Source organism: Natrinema hispanicum, from assembly GCF_004217335.1.
In the GTDB taxonomy this organism is placed as follows: Archaea; Halobacteriota; Halobacteria; order Halobacteriales; family Natrialbaceae; genus Natrinema; species Natrinema hispanicum.
The window spans coordinates 40,445-66,219 of sequence record NZ_SHMP01000008.1 but is presented as its reverse complement, the minus strand read 5'-3'; the positions used below and the strand labels follow the sequence as shown (position 1 = coordinate 66,219).

Annotated in this window: 27 protein-coding genes and 1 pseudogene; 11 read left to right on the top strand and 17 right to left on the bottom strand. The window is 57.3% G+C overall.

Features of this window, described 5'->3' with window-relative positions:
- Nucleotides 1–26: 26 nt before the first annotated feature.
- Both BDK88_RS18335 and BDK88_RS18330 read left to right on the top strand, forming a co-directional pair.
- Nucleotides 27–260: pseudogene (locus BDK88_RS18335) on the top strand (BCCT family transporter); the annotation flags it as partial.
- Nucleotides 261–588: 328 nt separating this feature from the next.
- Nucleotides 589–1,770: a COG1470 family protein gene (locus BDK88_RS18330; RefSeq protein ID WP_130501611.1), complete on the top strand. Its 1,182-nt coding sequence runs from the start codon at nucleotides 589–591 to the stop codon at nucleotides 1,768–1,770.
- Nucleotides 1,771–1,993: 223 nt separating this feature from the next.
- On the opposite strand, the gene BDK88_RS18325 is transcribed toward BDK88_RS18330, so the two are convergent.
- Nucleotides 1,994–2,977, bottom strand: coding sequence for a DUF3592 domain-containing protein (locus BDK88_RS18325; protein ID WP_130501610.1), 984 nt, complete (start codon nucleotides 2,975–2,977; stop codon nucleotides 1,994–1,996).
- A 723-nt stretch (nucleotides 2,978–3,700) separates the two neighbouring features.
- Between BDK88_RS18325 and BDK88_RS18320 the strand changes: the two genes are divergently transcribed.
- Nucleotides 3,701–3,949 carry a sporulation control protein gene (locus tag BDK88_RS18320; protein ID WP_130501609.1) on the top strand — a complete coding sequence of 83 codons (249 nt, stop codon included), beginning with the start codon at nucleotides 3,701–3,703 and terminating at the stop codon, nucleotides 3,947–3,949.
- A 527-nt stretch (nucleotides 3,950–4,476) separates the two neighbouring features.
- Nucleotides 4,477–5,166: a peroxiredoxin gene (locus tag BDK88_RS18315; RefSeq protein ID WP_130501608.1), complete on the top strand. Its 690-nt coding sequence runs from the start codon at nucleotides 4,477–4,479 to the stop codon at nucleotides 5,164–5,166.
- 90 nt (nucleotides 5,167–5,256) lie between these two features.
- On the opposite strand, the gene BDK88_RS18310 is transcribed toward BDK88_RS18315, so the two are convergent.
- The 8 genes from BDK88_RS18310 to BDK88_RS21390 all read right to left on the bottom strand — a co-directional run bounded on the left by BDK88_RS18310 (nucleotide 5,257) and on the right by BDK88_RS21390 (nucleotide 14,019).
- Nucleotides 5,257–5,499: a hypothetical protein gene (locus tag BDK88_RS18310; RefSeq protein ID WP_242611710.1), complete on the bottom strand. Its 243-nt coding sequence runs from the start codon at nucleotides 5,497–5,499 to the stop codon at nucleotides 5,257–5,259.
- A 590-nt stretch (nucleotides 5,500–6,089) separates the two neighbouring features.
- Nucleotides 6,090–7,268, bottom strand: coding sequence for an MBL fold metallo-hydrolase (locus BDK88_RS18305; protein ID WP_130501607.1), 1,179 nt, complete (start codon nucleotides 7,266–7,268; stop codon nucleotides 6,090–6,092).
- Nucleotides 7,269–7,429: 161 nt separating this feature from the next.
- Entirely contained in the window at nucleotides 7,430–8,254 is an 825-nt protein-coding gene (locus BDK88_RS18300; RefSeq protein ID WP_130501606.1) for a DUF1641 domain-containing protein, read from the bottom strand.
- A gap of 3 nt (nucleotides 8,255–8,257) precedes the next feature.
- A complete protein-coding gene (locus BDK88_RS18295) occupies nucleotides 8,258–9,439 on the bottom strand; it encodes an NAD(P)/FAD-dependent oxidoreductase (RefSeq protein WP_130501605.1) in 1,182 nt (393 codons plus the stop codon).
- 349 nt (nucleotides 9,440–9,788) lie between these two features.
- Nucleotides 9,789–10,871 carry a rhodanese-like domain-containing protein gene (locus tag BDK88_RS18290; RefSeq protein ID WP_130501604.1) on the bottom strand — a complete coding sequence of 361 codons (1,083 nt, stop codon included), beginning with the start codon at nucleotides 10,869–10,871 and terminating at the stop codon, nucleotides 9,789–9,791.
- Between the two features lie 465 nt (nucleotides 10,872–11,336).
- Entirely contained in the window at nucleotides 11,337–12,764 is a 1,428-nt protein-coding gene (locus BDK88_RS18285) for an orc1/cdc6 family replication initiation protein (RefSeq protein WP_130501603.1), read from the bottom strand.
- A gap of 382 nt (nucleotides 12,765–13,146) precedes the next feature.
- Entirely contained in the window at nucleotides 13,147–13,296 is a 150-nt protein-coding gene (locus BDK88_RS21395; RefSeq protein WP_165396999.1) for a hypothetical protein, read from the bottom strand.
- 558 nt (nucleotides 13,297–13,854) lie between these two features.
- A complete protein-coding gene (locus tag BDK88_RS21390; protein WP_165396998.1) occupies nucleotides 13,855–14,019 on the bottom strand; it encodes a hypothetical protein in 165 nt (54 codons plus the stop codon).
- A gap of 116 nt (nucleotides 14,020–14,135) precedes the next feature.
- Here BDK88_RS21390 and BDK88_RS18280 point away from each other — a divergent pair, with 116 nt between their 5' ends.
- Together BDK88_RS18280 and BDK88_RS18275 are read left to right on the top strand one after the other, a co-directional pair.
- Nucleotides 14,136–15,251, top strand: a complete 1,116-nt coding sequence (locus tag BDK88_RS18280) for an MFS transporter (RefSeq protein WP_394342680.1) — start codon at nucleotides 14,136–14,138, stop codon at nucleotides 15,249–15,251.
- Between the two features lie 102 nt (nucleotides 15,252–15,353).
- A complete protein-coding gene (locus BDK88_RS18275) occupies nucleotides 15,354–16,757 on the top strand; it encodes a carotenoid oxygenase family protein (protein WP_130501601.1) in 1,404 nt (467 codons plus the stop codon).
- Nucleotides 16,758–17,020: 263 nt separating this feature from the next.
- Here BDK88_RS18275 and BDK88_RS22400 read toward each other — a convergent pair whose 3' ends face one another.
- Together BDK88_RS22400 and BDK88_RS18265 are read right to left on the bottom strand one after the other, a co-directional pair.
- Entirely contained in the window at nucleotides 17,021–17,236 is a 216-nt protein-coding gene (locus BDK88_RS22400) for a helix-turn-helix domain-containing protein (RefSeq protein ID WP_207225328.1), read from the bottom strand.
- Nucleotides 17,237–17,464: 228 nt separating this feature from the next.
- A complete protein-coding gene (locus BDK88_RS18265) occupies nucleotides 17,465–17,806 on the bottom strand; it encodes a CBS domain-containing protein (RefSeq protein WP_130501723.1) in 342 nt (113 codons plus the stop codon).
- 681 nt (nucleotides 17,807–18,487) lie between these two features.
- Between BDK88_RS18265 and BDK88_RS18260 the strand changes: the two genes are divergently transcribed.
- Nucleotides 18,488–19,117 (top strand): phosphoribosyltransferase, encoded by a 630-nt coding sequence (locus tag BDK88_RS18260; protein ID WP_130501600.1) that lies wholly within the window; start codon nucleotides 18,488–18,490, stop codon nucleotides 19,115–19,117.
- Nucleotides 19,118–19,186: 69 nt separating this feature from the next.
- Here the strand turns inward: BDK88_RS18260 and BDK88_RS18255 are convergent, their stop codons facing one another.
- Nucleotides 19,187–20,239, bottom strand: coding sequence for an NAD(P)-dependent alcohol dehydrogenase (locus tag BDK88_RS18255; protein WP_130501599.1), 1,053 nt, complete (start codon nucleotides 20,237–20,239; stop codon nucleotides 19,187–19,189).
- A gap of 198 nt (nucleotides 20,240–20,437) precedes the next feature.
- On the bottom strand, nucleotides 20,438–20,887 hold the full coding sequence (locus BDK88_RS18250; RefSeq protein ID WP_130501598.1) for a universal stress protein: 450 nt from the start codon (nucleotides 20,885–20,887) through the stop codon (nucleotides 20,438–20,440).
- A gap of 189 nt (nucleotides 20,888–21,076) precedes the next feature.
- Between BDK88_RS18250 and BDK88_RS21385 the strand changes: the two genes are divergently transcribed.
- A complete protein-coding gene (locus tag BDK88_RS21385) occupies nucleotides 21,077–21,235 on the top strand; it encodes a hypothetical protein (protein WP_008014727.1) in 159 nt (52 codons plus the stop codon).
- Between the two features lie 129 nt (nucleotides 21,236–21,364).
- On the opposite strand, the gene BDK88_RS18245 is transcribed toward BDK88_RS21385, so the two are convergent.
- Nucleotides 21,365–21,670 carry a thiamine-binding protein gene (locus BDK88_RS18245; RefSeq protein ID WP_049911989.1) on the bottom strand — a complete coding sequence of 102 codons (306 nt, stop codon included), beginning with the start codon at nucleotides 21,668–21,670 and terminating at the stop codon, nucleotides 21,365–21,367.
- Nucleotides 21,671–22,040: 370 nt separating this feature from the next.
- Complete coding sequence (gene rpl12p, locus BDK88_RS18240; protein ID WP_130501722.1) at nucleotides 22,041–22,361, bottom strand: 50S ribosomal protein P1; 321 nt, start codon at nucleotides 22,359–22,361, stop codon at nucleotides 22,041–22,043.
- 483 nt (nucleotides 22,362–22,844) lie between these two features.
- Here rpl12p and BDK88_RS18235 point away from each other — a divergent pair, with 483 nt between their 5' ends.
- A complete protein-coding gene (locus BDK88_RS18235; protein WP_008014720.1) occupies nucleotides 22,845–23,294 on the top strand; it encodes an Hsp20/alpha crystallin family protein in 450 nt (149 codons plus the stop codon).
- 231 nt (nucleotides 23,295–23,525) lie between these two features.
- Nucleotides 23,526–23,714, top strand: coding sequence for a hypothetical protein (locus BDK88_RS18230; RefSeq protein ID WP_130501597.1), 189 nt, complete (start codon nucleotides 23,526–23,528; stop codon nucleotides 23,712–23,714).
- Nucleotides 23,715–23,839: 125 nt separating this feature from the next.
- Here the strand turns inward: BDK88_RS18230 and BDK88_RS18225 are convergent, their stop codons facing one another.
- Nucleotides 23,840–24,730 (bottom strand): universal stress protein, encoded by an 891-nt coding sequence (locus BDK88_RS18225; protein ID WP_130501596.1) that lies wholly within the window; start codon nucleotides 24,728–24,730, stop codon nucleotides 23,840–23,842.
- Nucleotides 24,731–24,738: 8 nt separating this feature from the next.
- Here BDK88_RS18225 and BDK88_RS21380 point away from each other — a divergent pair, with 8 nt between their 5' ends.
- Complete coding sequence (locus BDK88_RS21380; RefSeq protein ID WP_165396997.1) at nucleotides 24,739–24,906, top strand: hypothetical protein; 168 nt, start codon at nucleotides 24,739–24,741, stop codon at nucleotides 24,904–24,906.
- A 98-nt stretch (nucleotides 24,907–25,004) separates the two neighbouring features.
- Here BDK88_RS21380 and BDK88_RS18220 read toward each other — a convergent pair whose 3' ends face one another.
- Nucleotides 25,005–25,766 carry a diphthine--ammonia ligase gene (locus BDK88_RS18220; protein WP_130501595.1) on the bottom strand — a complete coding sequence of 254 codons (762 nt, stop codon included), beginning with the start codon at nucleotides 25,764–25,766 and terminating at the stop codon, nucleotides 25,005–25,007.
- Nucleotides 25,767–25,775 lie beyond the last annotated feature (9 nt).

The window sequence follows — 25,775 nt, the reverse complement described above, 5'->3', positions numbered from 1 at the left end:
TAGATAACTTGTCCAGAATAAACAGAGTGCTCGTCGTGGTCCCGACAGGCTTCAGCTGGATCCAACACGGACTCATCGGCGGCTGGGTGCTTGCGCCGGGCTACCAGCAACCGGTCGCCGAGGCGATGGCTGCGGCGGGCAATTCCGCAGCGATCGCGAAAGCACTCCAGATCACCCATACGGCACAGTACTCACAGTGCTATTCGTCGTCATCGTCGCCGGGTCACATCATCACGCCGCTCGACTCAACGGTCTGTATGAGTAATGATCGTCATCTATGTGGTCATACAGCGCTGTTTGACATCAATACTCACTGCTATTTTATTAGCACTCGAAATCAGTACTAGATTTTCTCTGCCCTTTCGGATGGTGGTTGTCGGTAGACTCCCTCGCTCGCGTTATTACTCATCAACATAAATAATAAAATCGTAACTATTTCAATATAGTAACTAAAACGGCTGAATTGACTCCTAAGCCGCCCAACATATCAATGGCCACAAGGAGTCCCCAAATCGAAGTATGAATCGGAGTACAATCCTTCCTCTCCTGCTCGCAGTGGCACTACTCGTACCAGCTGCGGCCGCAGGTATGACCCCTCAGACGAATAGTTCACAACCAGCAAGCGTCGATAGTAGTTCCCAACAGAACGATTCTCCAACAAACTACACTCAGTTGTATGTCGAAGAGCAGTACCGGAGTCTAGAGCTAAAGCCCGGCGAGTCTGAGACTGTCAGTGTTGATGTCGAAAACGGTGAAGATGAAGCGATTACGATTAACCCACATCTGTACACCCACACTCTCGAAGAGCCCCCAATCAACGAGGAGTGGGTCTCGATTAGCGATGACGAGCTGACTCTCGAGGAAGGCGAGACGAAAACAGTGGATGCAACCGTCGAAATCCCCGAAGATGCAGACCTCGGCCGTTACAGTGGATCACTCGCCTTTACCGATGAGATGATTTCGTATCCTGGCGGCCCAGCCCGACCGGTCCACGCTGCAAACCTCAATCTCGAGGTGTCCAAACAGCCGACAGTGGCGATCAAATCGGGCAGCTATGAACACACGCAAGTAAAGGCTGGAGACACCACATCTCACGAAATCGTCATCGAAAACACTGGCGATCAGGCAGTCCCACTGAACCCGCAAGTTACCGTTCGAGACGGTGTCCGCCGTCCCAGCGCCGGTCAGTCGCTTGAGAAGTCCTGGTTCGATATTACGTCGCCAACCGAGCTTCCCCCAGGTGAGACGACGACTGTCGAGGTGACGATTTCACCGCCAAGCGATGCAGATCGCGGCCGATATGATGCCGAGATCGACCTTGGAATTCAGGATCCTGCACGGCCTGATCGAAACGATTACTGGCAGCAGATCAATTTCAACGTCGAAGTGTGGGAAGAACCAACGGAACCCTTCGAACAGGAGTTTGAGGTAGCTGACGACGTTGAGGATGTGACGCTTACGCTGTCGGCACGCAACCGGTACCAAACCGGTGACAGCCCATCTTCGGGTTTCGATGTGACGTTCATCTCTCCGAACGGCACCGAGATCGATGCTGAACGTGTTGAACGATCTACCAGCGGCCACGTCAGTTTAGCCGAGAGAGATAGTCGCTCACAGCTACAAGACGGTGAGTACGCAACTGGGACCGCCCAGCAAGAATTCGTCTACCGAATCACGGATCCCGAAGCTGGCAATTGGTCAGTTGAGATCATGCCAGAGAATGTGATGGAATTCCAGTACGACATCACACGAACTGACTCGACCAACTGACGGACCACGGAACGTTATTTTTGAGTAGCCGTCGACGCTGCTTTCGACAACGTAGCTGTTGATCGTTCCAGGGCGTCATATGTAGTCAGCGAGGAAACCTCATTTCCCTGGGCAGGGTGGAATCGCAGAACAAGTCACTCTGGAATATACAAAGATCTTGGAAAGAAGTCCATAGCAACCTCACTTAAAATATCTGAGAATATAGCTCAGTGATCTGCTGCTATCAGAACACGAGTATTTCTAAGAGAACGCCAATAAGGAAGATCACTACCCCGAATGCGAATCCGGTTCGCTTGACTCGTGTGCCATAGGTGTCAAGATCATCGTTTGCGAGGAGGATCGTAACGAGCCGTGTGGGGTGTTTGAACGGACTCGGCGGACGTGGCTCTGGCATTCGCTCACGAAGCCGTCGGTACTCGGTGAATGACCAGATTCCGTAGAGTAACGCCGCCGCGATTAGTAGAAGGATCGCAATGAACACCGTTACAAACAGGACTCCGATCGGATCCGACAGTTCAACGTCCATTGATGGCGAGGGACTGTCAGCCGATTCCGACGAGGCGAACACGAGAAGTACCGCTGTGACTAGTGATACTGGCAGAATGATCAGTGCTGCTATGGCTAGACGCTTACTGAGGTGGTTGACTGTATCGCGGTCAATTCCGAACAGTGTTTGATACCGTGTTGACCCGTATTCGCTTTCTGGTCGTAGCTCTATCTCCTGGCCAGGGTTTTGCACACCGATGGCATCAAGAGTAGCTAAGAGTATCCAGAGTCCGCCAAACGCGATAAATATGAGTGGGCCCTGTGTTGTTTGTCGCTCCAAGAACGCCTCGCTCGGGTCGTCAGGATCGACGTACGCAGTGACCGTTGTGCCGGAGTCGTAGGGCTTGATTACGGATTGTGCCTTCGATCTCGTCTCATACAGCGGGCTAATATCACCAGGGAACAACTGGTCACTTGTGTATTCGGTTCCCTGATAGTAGTAGGTATACGTGACGTGAACATCATACTCGATACCTCGACCGTCTGTCTGTGTGATAGACGATTCAACGATGGTTGCATCGACGGACACGGCATCGTCAACCGCCGCTGACTGCTGGGCATAGTCATACCCGCCGAACGTGAAGAGAGCAAGCCCAATGAGTATCGTGATGACAGTCCCTTTCGTGACCTCAATTGGTGTTCCCATCACGGAGAGTTTCATATATACGAACTCTACTACATTGATGGAAATAATTTAATTGGATTTACCCCTCTTAGGCTGTCAGCGATCGTGCGGGCCGTATGGAATTACCAGTTAACGAACATCGTGGAGTTCGGCCTCTTCGAGGCGGAGCCCCCGGCCTCACCAAGCGAGGGCTTCTGACGCATACTCGACGCACGGTGGACGTGGGAGTGACCCGGCTCGAACAGACGCCGGACATCCACGAGTTTCGTGGGCTATTGGCTTCAACTGAGTGCATGGAATACGCATAGCGTCGCAAATTGGGGTCTGAACGACCAGCAGCGGACGATTCTGAGTGTGCTGGAATCGAAAGGGGATTGATAAGGATGTCGACGAACATACTCACTGTCGCGTTCATACCCGCGCGACATGGGCAGATCCAATCATTTATTCATCTCTGTCTCGCCCCGCTTGGCGGCCATCACCCCTGGCCCATCCAAGCGGTTTGAGATCCTTCCGGACCATCCTACTGAGAGGCGTCTATCCGATCTCGAGAGTGTCGATGGCCTCGAGTTGACTGCCGCCGTCATGCTCGAGGAGAGCAGCAACTATGTGCCGCGCTATACGTTATTGAGAGGGTGTCATAGAAGTCTTCCCACGGTGTTGATTACAGCTTCCTCTACGGTGAATGGTCCGATAAGCAGGTATGCAAACTGAACGATAACCCGAAAACATATGTTTTCTCGATAAGGTATTCGCTGTATGCCTGCATTCGGAATTGGTACTCCCATCTACCTTGTCATCCAAGCGTTCATCGCACGCTTCGTGTATCGTGAGGCCACAACTCAAAACCGCCGCTCGCCGCTTGTTTTAGCCGGTAGCATCTTTATTCTGAGTATTGTTGCTATGTTTATCGTGGGTAGTATTCTACCTGTTCTGCTTGTCGAAGCAGTGGCTATTATAATGTACCGTGCTGGTAAATCTAGAAATAAACCACCTACTACACAATAATCAAACACCCTCCTGTTTAACTGAGAATCAAATAGTTCTTTACCTCTACTTACCGACTGATTCACTCAAAGGGAGTTGAAGCAATTCACTTGCGAGTCTTTCTCTGATACTCTCTGCCAGGTTGATGAGGGTGTACGCCTCCTTTATTAACAGCAGAACCAGAACACTCGATTCGGTAATTACACCCGTTCATACACTAATTCCATCGCGCTTATTCCACCGAGAATCAACGCACCGAATATTAGTTCCGATGACTGACTGGCCAGCCTCGAGTCAGTTGACTCGCTCGTGGTAAACTCCGACAATGGAAGATATTCTGCTATGATGTCCACCCGATCTGGCACCACCCAAACCGCACTCGGTGGTTATGTGGGAATCGAATAGACCCGAATTTGATCGATAATACGATCACTCGAGTAAACAACCAGAAATTATGTGTTATACTCTGGGGATAGGGGTTGTAGAATGAGAAAATATAGTTCGTAGAAGGGGACTTTAGTAGCCTACTACCCAAAGAAAAACTGTAGATGACGAAGCACACAGCTCAAATGGACGAAGCGACGACTGACGTACCTGGTATTGGCGATACATTCCCTGAACTGACCGTCGAGACAAGCATGGGTGAGCGCTCGCTGCCCGACGACTACGAGGGCAAGTGGCTCGTCCTGTTCAGTCACCCGGGTGACTTTACGCCGGTCTGTACGTCTGAATTCGTCGCCTTCGAGCAGCGCCGCGAGGAGTTCGAGGACCTGAACGCCGAACTGCTCGGGCTGTCGGTCGACCGCGTCCACTCGCACATCAAGTGGACTGAGTGGATCGCCGAGAACCTCGACGTCGACATTCAGTTCCCGATCATCGCCGACGATCAGGGAACAGTCGCCCAGCAACTCGGCATGCTCCACCCCGGTGCAGGAACGGCAACCGTCCGCACCGTCTTCGTTATCGATCCGGAGGGAGCAGTTCGGCTGCGCCTGACCTACCCGATGGAGATCGGCCGCAACATCGACGAAGTCCTCCGCTCGCTGCGTGCACTCCAGAAGAGCGACGACGACGGTGTCGCCGCTCCCGCTGACTGGCCGAATAACGACAAATTCAGTGACCAGGTTCTCCTGTCGCCGCCGGGTACCGAGGCGGACGCCGAAGCGCGCAAAGCCGAGGCTGCTGACGACGACGAACTCAACTACTACGACTGGTGGTTCGTCACCCGCGACCAGTAACAGGCTACTGAACGGCAGTCCGCTGGTAATTTCGAACTCTGGAATAGTCACCAGATTCGATACTATTCAATTATGAACCCCAGCGGCAAACTAAATTTTGTCAATACTATCTTCGAGCAGGGACTCGAGTTTTCGAATCCGTTCTTTGAGAAACTCGACATCACTCTCTGTTTCGCTGTCCGGTTGTGATTGGACTGCTTGAGAGATGATGTCATTAAATGCCTCTTCCATCTCTTGGTCTTGAATTTCCATTGCCATCTGTATCCCGTCACGAACAAACTCGCTACGCGTCTGCCCCGCTTGTTCAGCGACGGAGTCTGCACCCTCGATCAACGCGCGTGGGACGCGGACCGTGATTTTCTTCGTTTCTTGGAGGCTATAATCGGTCGAAGTGTCGGAGTCTAGAAAATAGGATCCACTGAGGAGAACTGCAACCTGATAATGACTTGGACACAGGACGACTGTTGAACTGTCACCTGACGACGATTCAAACGAATATTTCGAGAGTGAGTCTGTCGATCCGCAGATCTCACACTCGTTTTTAGACTCTAGATCAGTGTCCTGATTGGAACGGTTTGTGGTAGATGGTCGGTTAGGTGACATATTGATGGTCCAAGTTTAGTTACTCCCATCATCGTACTCGAACCTAATAGTATTAGTTCTCCGCACTGATCGATCGTATAACATACTTCTGATCGAGCAATCTCACCCCACCCATGCGGATTGCCTCGAGCAGAAGTGCTCGATCACCGATCGCTAGTCTCTCGTCGACGGCGTCGAGCCGACGTGGAGCATCGTGTTCTGATCAACGGCTAATTCAAGTATTACTGCTCGACAAGTGTTCATACAGTCTGCTGTCAGTCAGTGCCGGCCGGCCGCGACCGCCTTGCGGTCCCACCAATAAATCGGTACAGCAGACCGTATCAGTCGTCGCCGACGACACTCTCCTCGGTGGCGGCACACCGGTTCGGCCCCAGTTCGAGTTCGTTGGCCTCTTCTTCGCTCTCGAGTTCGCGCTTGCCCTCGTTCGTCGCGATGACTTCCTCGTAGTTCGGGGGCTTCTCCGGAATGGTCTCGAACGCGGCCTGGACGTACTCCGCTTTGTCCATCTTGATCATTTCGTTGTGGGTCCGGATATGGCCGATGGGGGACTGCATCGGCATCCCGGGCGTGACGCCGACGTATTCGCCGTCGTCAGTGACGTTAAAGTGCCCCGGAAGGACTGTCACAGTGTCTGGTTCGGACATCAGCTTTTGGAGCGTCTCGTAGAGCACCGCCGACGCCTCCTCGGCGTCACCACCTTCGAACTGGAGTTCGGTCCGGCCCACAGACTCAACGAACAAGGTATCGCCGGTCATGATCGCTTCATCTTCGACCAGCCAACTCGTCGAACCAGTGGTGTGCCCGGGCGTGTGGACGCCCTTCATCGTGACCTCGCCGATGTCGACGGTGTCGTTGGGGTCGACAGGGTCGTACTCGAACTGCGGGTCCCGCGTCTCGATTTCGCTTCCGAGATAGTAGGGGACATCCAGTTCGTCGCGCAGACGTTTCCCGCCGGTCATCAGGTGGTCGGCGTGGATGTGCGTCTCGAAGATGGCCGTCACAGTGAAGCCGTGGTCCTGGGCGGCCTCGAGGAACTGCTGGGTGTGCCGAGACGGGTCGACGATCGCCGCCTCGCCGGTGCGTCGGCACCCGACGACGTAGCCGAGACAGCCCTTCGAGCGGCGCTGGAGCTGGATAATCTCTATGTCGTCGTCCCGCGTCGCAATGGGGACGACGTCGTATACGCGGCTCCAGGCCTCCATGCCGCCGTCGACCGAGGAGACGTTCTCATAGTCCCGTTCCTCGAGCCACTCACTGAACGCCTGGGAGGCATTGCCAACGGCACAGATGGTTACGATCTCGGTGTCCTCCTCGAGTTCGTCTCGAACCGCGTCGAAATCGCCCCGGAGTTCCTCGTCCGTGGCCGAGTAATCCATGTTCTCGGCCGCCGCGATGTGCCAGTTCTCGTAGTCCTCGGGACTCCGGTTGTCGAAGAGGACGAAGTCGTCGTCTCGGTCGATTTTCTTCTTGAGCTCGTCCGCCGTGATTGTGTCTGTCATGGATGGATATAGGTGTTGTTTCGCTGTCTCTTAACCGATCGTCAGTGCTACCGCGCCACCGTGGCGTGCCTCGCGACAAGCCGGAAACAACTGCCAGAACCGTCGCGGGCTGGATGAGGCACACCCTCGGCTGAACCAACAGATCGCACGGGCCAGGGCCGTCATCGCGCACCCACCCGTCGGAGGAACTCGACGATTCGACCGATGCCGCGCCGGACGTTCCGATCCCGGAGCGCACTGAGCAGCCCCAGGATGCCCATCTCTTTGGGCTCCTCCTCGGCGAATGCGCCCAGACCGGCGTCGAGCGTCTTGAGGACCTGGGGATCGCCTACCTGCTGCGTGAACCACATCACGTTCCCCAGATTCTGTCCAAGCTGGTACGGATCGATATCATAGTCGCCGGTCGCGTCGACTAACCCAGCCGCGACGAGGCGAGATTGTCGGATCGCCGGCCGCATGTCGCCGGTGGCGTCCTGGAGTTCCGGAATGAGGTCTTCGACCAGTCCCTCCGTCGCATCCAGGAGGTCGAGTGTCTCGGCGAGTACGTCCGCGTTCTCGCCCAGTCGCTCAATGAGGACGACCATGTCTTCGCTCTCGACGGCCATTCGGAGTCGGCTGAGGACGTCACGGTTCTCGCGGACGGCGAGACGGAGTTCCGGTGCCAGATCCGAGGCCAGCCCTTCGGTGGCATCTAGCAGGCCGAGTAGTTCGGTCAGGTCCTCGGAGTGTTCGCCGAGTTGCTGGAGGAGAACAAGGGTCTCCTCACGTTCGAAGGCCATCCGGACGTCACGGAGTGGCTCGCGGTTCTCCCGGACAGCCGTCCGCATTTCGGGAGCGAGATCCGCGGCCGTCTCCTGGAGCACGCTTAGCAACTCCAGCAACTCTTGCAGTTCGTCGGCGTTCTCGTTGAGTGTCGCGGCGAGTTCCGCCACCTCTTCATCGCTGAGGGCCGCTTCGGCCGGGCCACTTGCGTCTGTTTGGCTCATCGTTTACACCGGGAGCGGATCGTAGCCGCGCATCCAGAGGTCCCAATACACCGACGGCAAGACGTTGACGTCCAGGATCCAATTGGAGCGAGTCTCGACGGGTGCGGAGATGCTTTCCTCGTAGTCGAACTCCGCAACCATCGCCTTGCCTTTCTGGGTCAGCAGCGGACATGCCGCATAGCCGTCGTACTTGGGTTCGGGCTTACGGCCGTTCATCGCGCGGACGACGTTCTCTGCCACGACGTGGGACTCCTTGCGGGCGGCTGCTGCAGTCTTGGAATGTGGTGCGTTCTCACAGTCGCCCAGCGCGAAGACGTTCTCGTACTCGTCGTGCTGAAGCGTGTGCTTGTCGATCGTGACGTACTCGCCGTCGTGTTCGTCGTCACCCTCGGTCAGTGGCGAGTTGTCGGTGATGGCGTGCTGGCCGTACTGTGGCGAGACGGGTGCGCAGAAGTCGTACTCGATCTGGCCGTTGTCCGTATGGATGACCTGCGCGTCAGGGTCGATCTCGGTGACCGACGTGTTGGCCTTGAACTCAATGTCGCGTTCGTCCCAGATCTCGTAGAGTTTGTCCCGATAGGGCTGGACGCCGAAGTGGTGGTCAGCGTTCCGGGTCATAATGAACTCGGCGTCGTCACGGAACCCCTGTCGCCGAGCGTAGTCTTCGGCGAGCATCGTCATCTTCAGTGGCGCACCCGGACACTTGAACGGTGTGTCCGGAATCGTGACGACGAAGGTGCCGCCGTCGAAGTCCTGGATTCCCTCGCGCATCTCGAGAGCTGCCTCGTAGTGGTAGAACGGGTACACCGTGTCGGTCTCCTCCCAGCCCTCGACCATCCCTGGGGTCGTCTCCGGGGCGAGCCGATGGCCAGTAGCCACCACCAGGTAGTCGTAGGTGAGATCCTCGTCGGCCTCCTCGAGGTGCACGACCTGGTCGTCGGGATCGACACCCGTTACCGCGTCGTGGACGAATTCGACGTCGCTGTGGACGAGGTCGCGGATGTTTCGCGACTGGTCTGGCTCCAGATAGCCGAACGGGACGAGGTAGAACGACGGCTGATAGAAATGTTCTACACTCTTATCGACGAGGGTGATCGTCGCCTCGTTTCGGCCGAGTTTCCGATGCAGGATGTTGGCAGTCATCGCGCCACCTGCTCCGGCACCGAGAATTGCTATGTGTGTCATTCCCACCCTATGACTAGGTGAAGCAATGTGACAAAGCTAGCGATAGGAGTAATTACCGGAACCGACACGACTTGTGGCGAGACTGCTGCAATAATTGCAGGTTTTGATTCGAGATGAGTTCGGAGCGACGCTCGTTTCTGATGCACCAACGTCGGCTGTGACCGCGGACACGTCTCTAGCCGGAGCAAATTGGGCGATCGATTGTGAATTATACGGACTACTGTCAGTCAGTGGCGGTGGGACCGCAGGGCGGTCGCGGTCTCACCGAGACACCGGGACAGCAGACAGTCTCAGAGTGTGGGCAGACACACTCGCATACTCCGTCTCAAGTGAGATCCGGACGGAACTCTCACTTCGTTTCCACGGGGACATCGACGAGGCTCCCCCATTCGGTCCAGGAGCCGTCGTAGTTCATCACTTCGGGATATCCCAGCAGTTCCGAGAGGACGACCCACGCGAGCGCCGAGCGTGCTCCTACGCCGCAGTATACGATGATCGTTCGGCCGCTGGTGACTCCGGCAGCGGCCAAGACGTCCTCAACGACGCTTCGGGAAGCGAACCGGTGGCCGTCGAACAGTCGGTCCAGCGGGATGTTGATGGCTCCGGGAACGTGTCCCTGGATGGGCGTCGACGCCGATAGATCGCTCCCGTCGTCGGCCTCGCCACAGTATTCGGATTCCTTTCGGACGTCGAGCAACACGGTATCCTGAGCAATTGCGCGGACGACGTCGTCGCGGTACGCCCGCATGTGATCGAACGGTCCGCTGGCGGTATACTCAACCGCGGGAAACGAACCCGGAACGTCGGTCGTGGGATATCCGTTGGCGATCCAGTGCTCGAGGCCGCCGTCGAGCAGTCGCTGGTTTCGATGTCCGTAGTAGGCGAGGACCCAATACACGTACGCGGCGTGACGTCCCTCCACATCGTCGTAAAGAATCAGATTTGTGTCTTCAGTCATGCCGTGACTGCCGAGCAACTCCTCGAGTTCCAGCCGGTCGGGAAGGCGCTGGCGGTTGGGATCGAGCAGGGCCGACTCCAAATCCAGGACGATCGATCCGGGAAGAAACGCGTCAGCGGAGTCGTCTGTCTCGACGTAGACGAGTCGTGTGGACGTATCGTCCTGCTGGAACGACGAGAGATGCTCGCGGACCCAGCCTGGATTGACGAGCGCATCGCGCGAGTACGTCGAGCTCCCTGAGTCACTAGCGAGGGTGTAGCAGGTCTGTCTGGCGTCATAACGTGCTGGTTGGGACGTGACGAGTCCGGCGTCTTCCAGTTGGTTGATGGCGTAGTGCAGCGTCCGTGACGAAAGTCTGGTTTCCTCGATGAGGTGCTTCTGTGACAGATGTCCGTTGTACTCGAGGACCTTGTAAACGAGGTTCGCACTCGGCGGGAGGTCCGCTAACGCTTCCTCGATCCATTCTTCTGCCATGGTGGTTGTCGTCAGTCGTACTATGGTCCGTAATGACTTAACAAGTCGAATCTGATACCGAAGTGACTGGTTCGGTTGAATAGCGTAATTATATAGAACGACGGTGGAGTCAATGGACTTCGACCGAGCGTCGCGAACGGCCGCCCCGCGACGCTCTCCGCTGAACAGGTTGACGAGTTCCGTCCGATTGAAGCCACACGACTGTCTCTACAAAGGGGAAAACAAACGGAGCACCTCGAGCGATCGGTGAACTGGATACGGAACACTTCGATAGAGGTGTGTCTCGCAGGATGGTCGAAAGTATAGCGCCTGAATAACACGATAGCATTTCTACAGGAAGAGGAGTGGCTAGAAAGAGCAATCGAGAACGAAAATTCGCGCTCGAAATGCCACGTTTTAGCAGCTATTCTTCCAGATCACACATCGATAGAGGTGTGTGTGCGAGGATGGGGTCGCGATACCGACTCAGTTTTCGTTTCGAACCTGTGCCTTGACGACGCTCGTTACTTCGTCCCGAGAAACCATATCGAGACGCGAATCTTCACGAATCGTTTCGAGAATCGTGTCGGGACGCTCACCGAACTGAAACTCGAGGAACATGCCCGAACTCGGCCCGTGGCTCCGACGTTCGAAGTCGACGAGCGAGTACGTCGTCATCTCCTTCATCTTGTTTACATATGTCTCCTGATGGTATTGCTCGGCACCGATCGCGTCAGTGAGGAACTGATAGACACGGTACCCGGTCGTGCTGCGAGCGGATTCGTCGTCCGCCTCAGCGGCGACAGCCGCGGTCGCGTAGAGACACAGCTTCTTTTGGGTGCTGATACCACGGACGACCTCGAGAACCCGATTTTTCTCGACTTTATCCTGTGCTTCGCGAACGTGTTCTTCCCGAACGCGCTCGTCACCTTCACGTTCTGCGAGTTCGCCAGCAACGCGCATCAGGTCGATCGCTTTGCGAGCATCGCCGTGGGTCTGGGCTGCAAAGGCCGCCGCCAGTGGAATGACATCGTCTTCGAGGACATCCTCGTAGAACGCGTCCTGCCGCCGACGCAGAATCGATTGCAGCTGATTCGCATCGTAATCGTCGAAGTGGACGTCTTCGGGGGTAAACGAACTCAGGGCCCGACTGCCCACGGACTCCATCATTTTCGTATCGTTGGAGATCGCAACGACTGAGATGTGGGCCGTGAGTTCGTTGTTTGCGCCGGCTCGAGAGAGCTGATAGAGCAGTCGAGAAAACGCCGGTTCCTGTTTGTCCCGACGACCGACGAGCATGTCGAGCTCGTCCAGAACGAAGACCGCAGAGTCGAAGTTCTCGTTGACGATCCGATAGAGTTCGTCCCACTTTTCTTTCGTCGCGACGCCGTGTTTCGGAACCTCCACGTCGACGTCAGCTTCGTCCGCAGCGCGACTCGCCAGTTCGTAGACTGCAACACCAAGAGTGTCAAGATCCTGGCAGTTGACTTCGATCGTCCCGAACCGAATGTCTCGAGTCTGGCAAATTGAGGTGATATTCTTGCAGACGGCTTTCGTAATGAGGGATTTGCCGGTTCCCGAGGGACCGTAGAGGAAGAGGTTCGGAGGACGGTTATTACCGAGCGCGACGCGGAGCATTTTGGTTACCTCCTGGAGTTGCTCGTCGCGGCCGACGATCCGATCCTCTTCGACGATATGATTCGGATCGAGAAGCGACCGGTCACGGATAAGTCCGTCCTGTTGGTCGAACGCCAGTAACATGTCCTCGATCGATTTCGATTCACCGGCCGACGCTGAGTCAGTCGGAGATGAGGGCCGTTCGGATGCAGTCGAATCAGACGAGGAAAGGGCCTGCTCCGTCGTGTCATCCTTCGATGTCCCCGCCCCATCACGAGGATCCTCGAAGTCATCCATACGATGACCCATACAGGGTGGAACCAAAAGTGTTCCCCACCACTATCGATGTGTATTTTTTCGATTGAGAAGGTATCACCACCAGTTCCCCAGTACTGAGAGCGGACAGCCTCGAGTTGTGACTAACGACCGACGATGTGTTACGCCTCAAAACGGTGGGAACACAGACACCCCTCTATCGATGTGTTCGATGTGTCGGAGGGGGGTGGGGGTATCCCACGAGAGAGATGAACTGTGAAGTCCGGTACCTCGAGATATCGAAGGAGAGAGCCGATTAGATGATATCAAGTGCGCTAAGCGAGTCGATTCTCTCTTCTCTTCTTCTAGCTTCTAGACTAGACACTCACACACCCCTCTATCGATGTGTTCGATGTGTTCTGGACTATCGCTCTTTTGTTCCCTCGAGTTTCCACAGGCTGAAACTCACTATACTCCCCCTCTCGAGGCTGTTCTCTATCGAATCCTCCCAGAACGGCTCCTCTATCCCACTCCTTTTTCCGTTCGTAGGCTCTTCTCCCGCCGTCACCTTCATATCGAACACATCGATAGAGGGGTGTCTGTGTCGTGACGACCTCGTTCGTTTTCGGCACAGCTATAGACACACATCGATAAAGGGGTGTTTCCGTACGGTTCGAAACGTCCCGTGTCTTCCGCGACGACACTATCACCGAACAACGCCGTCATACGCACGTTGATCACACGTATGGTCTCTACTCACGTCGGTCACAATCTCTACTCATGTCGGTCACAATCTCTACTCTCGTCGATTATACCGATCGTCACAACTGAAACTGGGTACACACTGATCGCACAGCCCTCGTGCGCGCAGGTGTGCACTGATGTTCAGTGGCTACTCTTGAACTCCAACTCGAGTTGGAAGTAATCATCTCCCACGAACACATCGATAGAGGGGTGTCTCCGGACAATTTCGGAAAAACTGCCAAGCCAACTGCCCTTTCCGTTGTCTAGGTGTCTTTTCGCTGCTTCCGCTCGAGTCTTGTCTCTCAAAATCCGTCACTCATTTCGATGACCGTGAGTCAAAGGTTCTGGTATTCAGCCGAGCTATGAACACGACGAATTCAACGGCTATCTATCCCCACTCGACGAGGGAGAGGGGAACGACTTGGAAGAAGCCGTGAATCGCCTCGGGGTCAAGCCCCGAGGCTTCCTGATTCAACGACGTTGTCGGACTTCGTCGGGGGAACGGTGATACCAGTGCGTGGCTCGTTCGCAGTTCGACCGCAGCGTCTCCCACTCAAGATCAGAACCCTTTCGACCGCTTATCAGTGAGAGTGGGTCGTGCATACTGATCGTGTTGAACAGCCCGACAGCCGCCGTAGTTGGATCGTGGCAATCGTCGGCTCCGTGGCGATGGTGTTCACCTTCGGGACGCCGCTTTCGTACGGTATTTTCCGCGCACCGTTCACCGATGCATTCGGCGTCTCATCGGTCGCGTTGTCCGGTGTGTTCTCTATCATGCTCTTTACGTTCTTTATCGGCTCCGGGCTCATCGGCGTGTTCGGCGCACGGTTCGGGGCGCGAGCAGTGCTGCTCGCGTGTTCGCTCGCAACCGGTGTGGTCGCACCGTCGCTGTATCTCCTGGATTCACTCGGTGGGCTGCTCGTCGTGTTTGCCGTTCTCGGACTCGCACTCGGAACGGCGTTCGTTCTCCTTGCTTCCGTCGTTCCGCGCTGGTTCGAGGGTCGCCGAGGGGCCGCAACGGGACTGCTCTTCGTCGGCAACGGACTCGGATTGTTCGTGCTCCCGCCGATCTGGCAGCGTACGCTCTCGGAAGTCGGCGTGCGGCGTGGCTTTCTGCTGATCATGTCGACAACTGCGCTCGCCTTTCTGCTCGCCGGGTTCGTCTGTCGCCGCCCGAACTGGGCGGCGCAGTCGACTGCGACTGCCGGCGAACTACTCGAGTGGCTCACTCGCTTGGCTGGGACGCGGACGTTTCAGTTGCTGTTCGTCGGGATCGCGCTCTCGTTTGCGTGGTACCAGTTGCTTGCCGCCTACGCCGTCGATCTGTTCGCCGCTCGCGGACTGACGGCGGCTGGTGCCTCGACCGCATTCGGGTTGATCGGCGGTGTCAGTATTATCTCGCGGATCGCCAGCGGCTATCTCGCCGACGTCATGGGCTCACGACGAGCGTTTCTCGCGTCACTTGTCTGTGCAGCTGCCGGTATCGCAATGTTGTTTGTTCCCTCAGTTTCGATAGTCGTGATCGCGATTTGTTTGATCGGACTCGGACTGGGTGGCTCCGCAACGCTGTATATCCCGCTTCTCATGGGCGTTTATTCACCCGAGAAAGACACTGCCATTGTCGGCACGTTCAACGTCGCAATCGGCGTTGCTGCCCTCGCGATGCCGCCGCTTGGAACGGCGAGCGTCGAGTTTACGGGGAGTTTCACCAGTGCGATCCTCTTGACGTTCGCCGCGGCCGTTGGTGGATTGTGGGTGACTGCTGTCGGCACAGCGGGCCCATAGTGAATCCACACTCGCTCGAGGATGGTCCGGGAGTGAGACACATCACGCGATCTGGATCGACGCGCAGGAAGATTGATTGCTGTTTCACCCGAATACGTAGCTGTGACAGTATCTGGTGCCGGCTTTCACTCGCTGACCACCGAAGTCCACGACCATCATCTGCCGGTCGAGGGCTCCATCCCCGACTGGCTCTCTGGGACGCTGATTCGCAACGGTCCCGCCCGCTTTGAGGTCGGCGATCGCCGCGTCAACCACTGGTTCGACGGTCTCGCGATGCTCCGCCGCTACGCGTTCGATGACGGGGTACTTCGCTACTCGAACCGGTTTCTCCGCACCGATGCCTACGCGGAGGCAATGGACGGTCGGCTAACCGGCCAGTTCGGCACTGACACGCGTGGCTGGCGTCGTCTCCTCGAGATCATACCCTCTCTGGGAGTTCCCGATCCGACCGACAATGCGAACGTTCACGTCGCCCACATCGACGGCGAATACGTCGCACTCACCGAGGCCCCGCGTCGGATCGCCTTCGATCCCGAGACGCTCGAGACACGCGGGCGCTTTCGATTTCACGACGACCTGTCCGAACACATCACGACCGCGCATTTCGTCGACGACCCTCACCGGAATGAACTGGTCGGCTTCGCTATGCAGTTCGGTCGGCGACCACAGTATCACCTCTACCGTCTCCCAGGTGGGAGTCGCACGCGTGAGGTCATCGCCTCTCTCGACGCGAGTGGGCCGGCGTATATCCACGACTGCAGCGTCACCGAAAACCACGTCATCATCGTGGAGTCGCCGCTCGTTCTGTCGGTGTTTCAAGCACTGAATCCGTTTGCTGAGGGGGCGATCGACATGCTTGACTGGCAGCCAAAGCGTGACACACGCGTACTCGTGGTCGATCGGGATACCGGCGATATTGTTGCCGACCCGACGTTCGAGCCAGCTTTCACCTTCCATCATGTCAACGCCTACGTCGACGGTGGGACGATCGTCCTTGACGTGGTGGAGTTCCCGAACGGCGACATCGTCGACACCATGTCACTGTCCGAACTCGACGGCGACGGTTTCCCAGACGTGACCGATGCCCACCTAATGCGGTACCGTATCAACCCCGACGCGAATACGATCAGCCGGACACGACTCTACGACGGCGCGATGGAGATGCCACGCGTCGCCCGCGCAGTCGTCGGCCGACGCCACCGCTATGTGTACGGACAAGTGACCGATCGCACGGGGGCAAACGGACTCGTCAAAGTGGATTGTAAGACAGGCACCGCCAAGGAGTGGTGGAAGCGGTCGGTCTACATCGAAGAACCAGTTCCCGTCCAGCATCCTCACGCCGACACCGAAGACGAGGGTGTCGTGCTCGCAACAGCGCTGAACACCCAACGTGAGCGGACGGAACTCATGATCTTTGACGCAGCGACGCTCGAGGTTCACGCGCGGGCTGTTCTCCCACACGCGGAACCCTTCGGCTTCCACGGCCGTTTCTTCCAGAACGTGTAGCTCAATACCTGCCCACGTTTCTCCTTTCTTGACATAGATTATGGGATGCAGCCGATCAGTATTGCTGTTCGAAGCGGAGGGATTTTTCGCGTCCTCGAGCTCGAGTCGCTGCCACTCACTGTGGTTACATGGATCAAAAGCCGCCCGGATGGGCGCAGAATGGTGGCCGCCGGGCGAACTGAGACAACGTAGGGTCGAGGCTGATTGGATCTGTTTGTCGCGCCGGGGTAACGCGACAAGAGGGACGTTCGGGAGAACCATTATTAACTTCGTCTCGATTCTCGGTTACTCAGAACCGTCTTGATAGACCAGTCAGTAGCCTTACACGGCCAGATTGATGTACGGGAGGACGACTTCGAGGAGTTGACGCTCGGCCGTTTGCAAGTGATTTCATGCGGTGTCTTCGTGATCCCCATCTCATCGGCGAACTCTTCGAGTGTCACCTCCCGAGGGAGTTCAAAGTAGTTCGGCTCGGCCACTTTATTAAGAAATTCACGCTGTCGTGAGGGGCGTGAGGCGAGTAGTTCTTGTCACTCGGCTCAGCTTGGTATCACTTCTCGACGGAAATCCTGGGTGATGCGCTCAACTGTTACAGCATCAAACACGGAGCGAACGCAAATCGCTTCGGACGCACCCGTTCGTCGCTTGCACGACAGGTCGGACGGCTTCTTAGACGAAGTTTGCGTCCGGTACTGGACTGGCAGTGGTCAGGATAGTTCGGACGTGATGTCCGTCGATGAAATCATTCCGAGGTAATCGTCACCGTCGACGACCGGAAGGTGGTTGATTCCGAAATTGGTCATCATCGCAGCAACTTCCTCGAGATAGAGTTCCGGTGGAACGGTCTCGACCGATTTCGTCATTACATCGGACACCTGTTGTGTGGTGGGATCGTGGCCCTCAGCGGCCGAAGAGACGAGATCAGTGCTAGTGACGATCGAGGGTGGATCCGTCGATACGACCAGCGCGTTGATCTCTTTGTCGTGCATCACTGTTGCAGCTTCCGTGAGCGTTGCATCTTTCGAAACGATCTCAAGCGGCGTTGACATCACGTCTTCAACAGTTCTGTTTACCGTCGTCATGCCGTGACTTATGACAACCACACTCATGGAAGTTTCGGACACCGCAATTTAGGAACCGACTCGAGGACACGCAGGGTGTGCGAGTACGACTCGCTGATCACCACCCGGTGTCTCTCGGTCGTCGAAACGATCGCAACTCATCGTGTGGGTATAATTACTAGAAAACAGTCAATAACAGCTGTAATAGTAATTGTGTATAAAGAACAATACTATTCCGCTCACTGTTCATTCCAGTATCCCACAGTCATTGGCTCATTCAGCTGATCGAGCTACGATCTTCCTCTACTACTCCCCTTTCTGAGAACTATATTTGCTGTTTACTCCTTTCTATCAATCGTATTTACAGTCCACTGTTTATGAGATGATGTCGATTGCCGGTCAGAAACCGGCAGATTCGTGAGTGTTATCCACACAACTATTGTGCTCTGTTGTTGTAGCTATTCGAATTCTTATATTTATTCACGGAGCTACGGAACGGCTGGTACTGGGTTCTGTATTTTGTAACTGCGGAGAGTCCGTTGGATGGTAGCCGAATAATGATGCAGTATACCATCACTCAATGGCCTGTGTGCTTGTCTCGGCCTAGTCGACCGATCCGTGAGCGAACCCGTTGCGAGCGACTCGAGCCACACTGCAGAGGTGATATCGATGTTTGACGATCGAACTGACGCTGGCGAACAACTCGCGACCGCGGTCGCTAAACAGGACGTCGACGCTGATGTCGTCCTCGCGATTCCGCGAGGGGGACTGCCGCTCGGACGAATCGTTGCCGATGAACTCGGCGTCCCGCTCGATGTCGTCGTTGCGAAGAAAATCGGTGCTCCGGGCAATCCCGAGTTGGCGATCGGAGCGGTCTCGAGCGACGGGTCCGTTTGGCGCAACGAGGTGATGATCGACCACCTCTCGGTCAATGACGAGTACGTCGAAACACAGCAAGAGGACGTGGCGACGGCTGCACAGGAAAAAGCGGAGCAGTATCGGGCCGGGCGAGACGAGATCGATCTCGAGGGAAAGCGAGTGGTCGTCGTCGACGACGGCGTCGCGACCGGGGCAACGACGCGTGCCTGTCTCCGACGGGTGACCAATGCCGGTGCTGCGTATGTGATGCTTGCAGTACCAGTCGGACCGCCGGAGGCAATCGAGAGCCTTCGCGACGAGGCCGATGCAGTCGTCTGCGTCGAAACACCGTCGTGGTTCAGTGCTGTCGGGCAGTTCTACCGGACGTTCGGACAGGTACCGGATTCGGAGGCGATGCAATATCTGGACGAAGGCTCGTGACGAGTGTGGCGGCCCCGATACGAGACACCGTCCGCGATCCTCGTGACGCCAAGCAGACGCTCGCCCGCCTTACTCGAAGTCGATGAGGGGTTTGATGATGCCGTCTTCTTTGGTTTCCATCAGCCGGAACGCCTCGTCGATCTCGTCGAAGGCGAACTCGTGGGTCGTCATCGGCGTTGGATCGACCACGCCTTCCTCGAGCAATCGCAAGAGCCGGCGCAATCGGAGTCGACCGCCGGGACAGAGGCCGGTCACGATGTCCTTTTCAGCCATCCCGACGCCCCACGCCTCGCGTGGAATGTTCACGTACTCTCCCTCGCCGTGATAGCCGACGTTGGAGATGGTTCCGCCGGGTTTCGTCGCCGCGACACATTGCTCGAGCGTCGCCGAGGACCCAAGTGCTTCGATGGCGGCGTCGACGCCTCTGTCGTCGGTCAGTTCGTGAATCCGTTCGACGGGGTCGTGTTCTTCGAAGTCGACGATCGCCGTCGCGCCGTAGCGCTCGGCGAGGTCTTGGCGTTTGGGGACCGATTCAACTGCGAGGATCTGGCCGGCTCCCTGCAGTGCAGCCCCTTTGGTGGCCATGAGGCCGACGGGACCCTGAGCGAACACGGCAACGGTTCCGCCGATCGGGATGTCGGCGTGTTCGGCACCCATAAACCCTGTACTCATCATGTCGGTGGTGTAGGCGGCCTCCTCGTCGGTGACATCGTCGGGAATGTGGGCCATATTCGCGTCGGCCTCGTTGACGTGGGCGTACTCGGCGAACGTGCCGTCTTTGACGTTCGCGAACTTCCACCCGCCGAGCGCACCGTTCGACTGTGATGGATGGTCGGCCTGTGCGGCGTCGGATCCCCAGTCGGGGGTGATCGCTCCGACGGCGACGCGGTCGCCTGGCTCGAACGAGTCGACGTCACTGCCGATCTCCTCAACGACCCCGACGATTTCGTGGCCGAGCGTGAGGGCTTCTCGCTCGCCGATCGCGCCGTGGACCGTATGCACGTCGGAGGTGCAGACGAGCCCTTTCGTCGGCCGGAGGATCGCATCGGTTGGACCCGGTTCCGGCTTGTCTTTGTCTGTGAACCCGGTTTCGCCGATCTCTTCCATGACAAATGCTTTCATGGCACGCACACGGTACCACAACTAAACCCTTGAAACGGTATTGTTCCTCCAACCGAAGATCTACTTGCAGTGAATTTTCCTATACCCCGTGGATCGTTTCGGTGATGCTAGTGCAGCATCTCCCGCTGTTGAATCACGTATTCATGCGGCGTGACGCGGCATACACGAGACCGTCCGAAAACCGGACCGTAATTGCGGTTACGTCTCGTCGGCCGGCTGTGGCTCGCGGATGATCGTCACGGACCCCGGCGACCGACGGACGACCTGTTCGGCGACGCTCCCGATCAAGAACCGTGACAGCCCACGCCGGCCGTGACTCCCGAGGACGATGTGGTCGATATCGTGTTCCTCTGCATACCGGACGATCGACGACGCCGCCGTTCCGACCGTCGTGTCAGTCGTCAGGTCCGCGTCGTATTCCTGTGCGATCTCGGTCGCTTTCTCGAGGAGGCGTTCAGCGGACTCCTGTGACTGTCTATAGGCTGTCTCTGAGTAGAAGCCATCCATGCCGTCGGTACTCACCCACTCCTGTGGATCACTCACGTGGAGGACGTAAATCTCGGCGTCGGTGTACGTCGACAGTGCGTGATGCAATGCGGCGGTCGCCTGCGGTGATTCGTCGAACGCGACCAGAATCCGGGATGCCATGGTCCTCCTGTGGACGGCCAGCAGTGAATACGCTTTGGGCGGTCGTTTCGATGACGATTCCCAGGCCCACTATAGCCACTGAAAGTCACTGCACACCCGATCGCACAGCCCTCGTGCGATTGGTGTGTGAACCGTTTCAGTTGTTACTATACCCCCCTTATTCATAGGGACTGCTGTCGTACTTCTCCTATGTCGCCAAAGCATCACCACCATCGCTGTAATTTCTGTGGCGACGACTTCGATACCGGCGAACAGCTTCGTGAACACGTCGAGCGCCGCCATCCCAAGGAGGACGTCCACTGGTGGGTCGTCGCAGAAGATCCCGCAAAGGAGCTCCGTTTTTCCTAGGAGCGCGACCAGTGCCAGTGGCCGAGTGGCGCTGTCGACGCTGGCAGCTGTCTCGGACGGACGACCGTCGAAAAGACGCGGTCGGTCGATGACGATCACGATCACCGAGTCGGTTTCCATCGCCTGCGACTACCCTTGTGGCGTTCGGCCGAGTTCGCGTTCAACCGTTGCCACTCTGTCTGCCGTATGCTGCTCGCGATCGGGTTGATGGTCGATTTCCAACGAGGTGATGGTTCGGTCCTCGTCGATCGCTTCGTGTGCGGCCGCTGCAGCGTCGAAGATCTCGCTCACGTCGTCGGCTTCGATGATAGTATCCATCGGTGTGAGTTCGTACGAGATGTCGAACTGATCGAGCGCATCGACTGCAGCGGCGATCTGATCCGACATGTGTTCTTCTCGAATCGGAATAATCTCGAGTCTGGCGATTGCTGTCATGAGTTTCTCCTCCAGGAGACCCACGGCTGTTCGACACCGTGGCACACGACGTACCACCGGCATCGTCAAATGCTTTCGCGAGTCAGCGCTCGAGACAGTCAGACGGTCTGCTGTCCCGATGTCCCGGTGGGACCGCGACCTGCCCTGCGATCCCACCGGTACTGACGTACAGTCGTCCGTATCAGGCGTGTTTTTCCCGGCCTGACGCCTGCCGGATGGTACTGGGAGAAGTCGCCGGCGCGCATCGCGTTTCCAACCAACTTGTGCAGGTCGACCATCGTCTCGGAGTTCGCATCGCTCGACGCGTCCACTCCCTCTCCACGCTCGAGAACAGCATCTCTCACACACCAGCAGCAACAAAAGAGGATGGTTATCCGAACAGTTCTCCGAGCCCCTCGCCCGACACGTCTTCTTCCTCTTCTTCTTCTGGTTCTTCCGCTTCCTCCTCTGGGGCTTCCGCTTCCTCTTCTGCTTCGTCCGCCTCTGCAGCGGGTGCAGCAGGTGCTGGCGCACCGATTGCCGCCTCTGCAATTGCGTCCTCGATATCGACGTCCTCGAGTGCGGCGACGAGTGCCTTCACGCGGGATTCTTCGCTATCGACATCCGCGGCCTCGAGAACGTCGGTAACGCTCTCTTCTGTGATTCCCTGATCGGCTTCGTGTAAGATGAGGGCTGCATAGACGTATTCCATGATGATCACCGGTTCGACCCGGAGTCGATCCACGACGTACACTCATACAGTCTGCTGTCCCGAGTTACCGGTGGGCCCGTAGTGCGGGGTGCGGTCCCACCGGCACTGACTGACAGCAGTCCGTATCATCGGTGGACCGTGGGACTCGACCCCGGTTCGAGCGGCCCCTACACCGACGAGATACATAGTCACTCCGCTAGTCACGAAATCTGAAAGACACGCGATTGGACACGACAGCCGCTCTCGAGAGACGAGTTATCGTCACAACTGGGCTGAATGGCACACCGATCCCACAGCAGTCGGGCGAGCAGGTGTACACTGGCGGTCGGCGGCGACTGTCGATGACGATCAGAATGGAATTACAATCATAGCATAGTAAATCACAGCACTACCTGACTATCTCTCGACCGATTCTCCCGACGGCCAAGTTTTAACTCATCTCGAGTGGCCCTTCCACTGGGCAGTATGCCCGTGAGAAGCGCTATGACTGAGGAACGTGATTCCACCGACCGATTCGACACGCAGCTAGAGCGGCTCCAACGGCAGTTCGAAAACATCTCGCGGATGTGGGACCTCGAGCGGTTCGGGCTCTCGGAATCGGAGATGACGTCGATTGGAATCGATTTGATCGATCACGGGGACGAGTTCGAACTTACGGCGAACGTTCCGGGCTTCGATCGTGACGAGATCGACGCTCGACTCTCGGAGAACACGCTGACTATCACAGCGGAGCGCGAAGAAGAGACCGAAGCAAACGAGGAACTGTACCTCAAGCGCGAACGAGCACACCGGTCGGTCAGTCGCTCCATTCGATTACCGGAACCGGTCAACGAAGAAAACGTAACCGCAACGTATGAGAACGGTGTCTTGAGCCTGACACTCCCGAAGCAGCAACCGAGCGATGTCGGTGGACACACGATAGAGGTCGAGTAATCGCGCTGTCTCCGTTGGCCAACTCGCGATTCGGGATGGCCCGTTACTGTCGTCTATTTTCCGTCTCTCATCGATTACTCGGGGGCAGACGATGGGTACGCGTTCGCGTTCACTCGATGTCGTCGGCAGATGAAACGCAGGATCGGACTGAACATGTAAACTTCGTTACTGTGGTATCGCTCCCGCCGCTCCCTCCAAGAGCTTTGACGTTCGGCGTCGTAGCTCGAGCGTATGGAGTACGATGAGATCGATCTCCGGCTGCGCGAGCGCGACGGCCAGCGAATCATCGAGATAGATGGGTACTTCCGACCACATCCAGAATCGAAGACGTCTGAATACAGACGACACGCGATCATCGACCTGACAGAAGATCAAGCACAGACCCTATACGACGAGCTCGAGGAGTGTCTGACAGAGTGATCGACGCGCGGTATCAGACGGGCTGCTGTCAGTCAGTGCCGGCCGGCCGCGACCGTCCTGCGGTCCCACCGGGACCCAGTGACAGGACGCCGTATCAGGCAGTGGATTCGAGACGTGTCCGGGAACTATGCCGATCCGCTCGGGCGTCCGCGTATCAGCGTCACGGGTATCGTCGATCGACGTGACACGGTTTCAGCGACGCTGCCAGTGATGAGTCGTGCAGGCAGGGACCGACCGTGACTCCCCATGATGATCTGATCGAATCCGTTGTCCGCCGCGTAGTCGACGATCGACCGAGACGGCTCTCCGTATGTTAGATCCGTCTCGACGGCGAGATCGTCGTCTTCAATCGTCTCGTCGGCTGCTTCGAGGATCGAGTCGCCTTGCTCAGTGAGGTCGTCGACGATCTGTGCTGCGTACGTTCCGTCGATAGCATCGACATCGTATTCGAACGGCAGCGCCACGGCGTGGAAAATCGTGATCCGCCCCTCCGGAAACTGGCTGGCCGCGTACTCGAGCGCGGCGAGTGACTGATCGGAACCGTCGACGGGAACCAGAATGCGACCGGGGAGCTCTCGCTCGAGCAGTTCCGACTGCCCCTCCGGAACGATCGTCGTCGAGACGGGGGCTCGCCGGACGACTGCTTCACTGACGTGGCCGAGAAACGGGCGAACGATCGGTGATTGGCCGTGGCTTCCCATGACGACGTGGTCGATGTCGTGTTCGACGGTGTACTCGACGATCGTGCGATGTGGGACGCCTGTCTCGAGTACCGTCTCGAGTTCGCGGCCGTACTCCGATGCGATCTCGGTTGCCTGCTCGAGGAGTCGTTCGCCAGCCTGCGCAATCCGCTCTTCGCTCGATTCAGGGGAGCCGACCGTTGCGTACGCGTCGTGGTTGGTGTCGGTAACGTGTATCGCGGTGATGGTGGCATCGGGAAACGAGACGAGCGTATAGACGAGCCCTGCGGTCGACTGTGTCGAGCGATCGATCGGAACGAGGATGGTCGTTGACATGGTCTCTGATGGGATCACAGCATCCGGCGGCGATGCGTGACAATGATCCCGACGACGCCGAGACGAATAAACCAGGGGTGACTGATACTGCCGGACAAAACGGTTCATCCTCGATCGCACCCACGACGCTGTCGCCGACGGCGACAGCCATCGAGACGCGATCGAATATTCACTGACTGTTGTCCAGTAGTATGACGAGGCTCGAGTGGCGCACGCTGCGACCAGCACAGGCGCAATCCCGCAGTGGTCGCTGTGAACGGACCGCGTCGGTCGGTCATCGATGTTCGTCTACCGACGTGGGTGTCTCGAGCTTGGCGTCGGTGATTCGAATCCGTCCCCAGGTGTCGTACCACTCCCGCTCGAACTCGAATGCGATGGGACGAGACATGTGTGGACCGTCGGTGACGATCGTCTGGAACTCGCCGCCTTCGCCCAGCAGATGGACACCGTATTCGCGGTGGAGCGCTTCCAGTTCCGCCAGCGCATCGTGATCGAGCTGGCGGCCGAGCCACGACTCGTCGAAGCCTGGCCCTGCCACCTCCACAATGCGTATCGTCAGTCCGCCGTCGATCATCGTCTCCGCGAGTTCACGTGGATCCGCCTGCCACAGCGGCGCGAAGAACGCACAGTCGAGACGGTCACACATCGACCGCAGTCGATCAGCCTGATAGTCACTCGTGACGGTCCCGGCGACGAGGCCGCATAAACCGCCGTCGAATTCGGTGTCCAGCCGCTCGAGGGCGGGCTCGAGTGCTTCTAGCTCGCCCGCTTGTCCTTCTGACACACCCGTCCGCAGGTCGGGTGGCTCCATGTCGGTGACTGGGAGCCCAACGTCGAGGATGGGAAGGCCGATGCTGCGTGCGGCCAGCCGGATCACCGACTGTGCGGGCGCGTGGTACATGGACGATGTTTCTGGGGGCTGGACGACGACGAGTGTGCGGACGTCACGACCGGACTCGATGGCCTGATAGAGTGCCCACGAGGACTCCTTGCCTCCCGAAAAGAGCGCGGCCCATCCACCGTTGGCTTCGGGCATACGGTTACT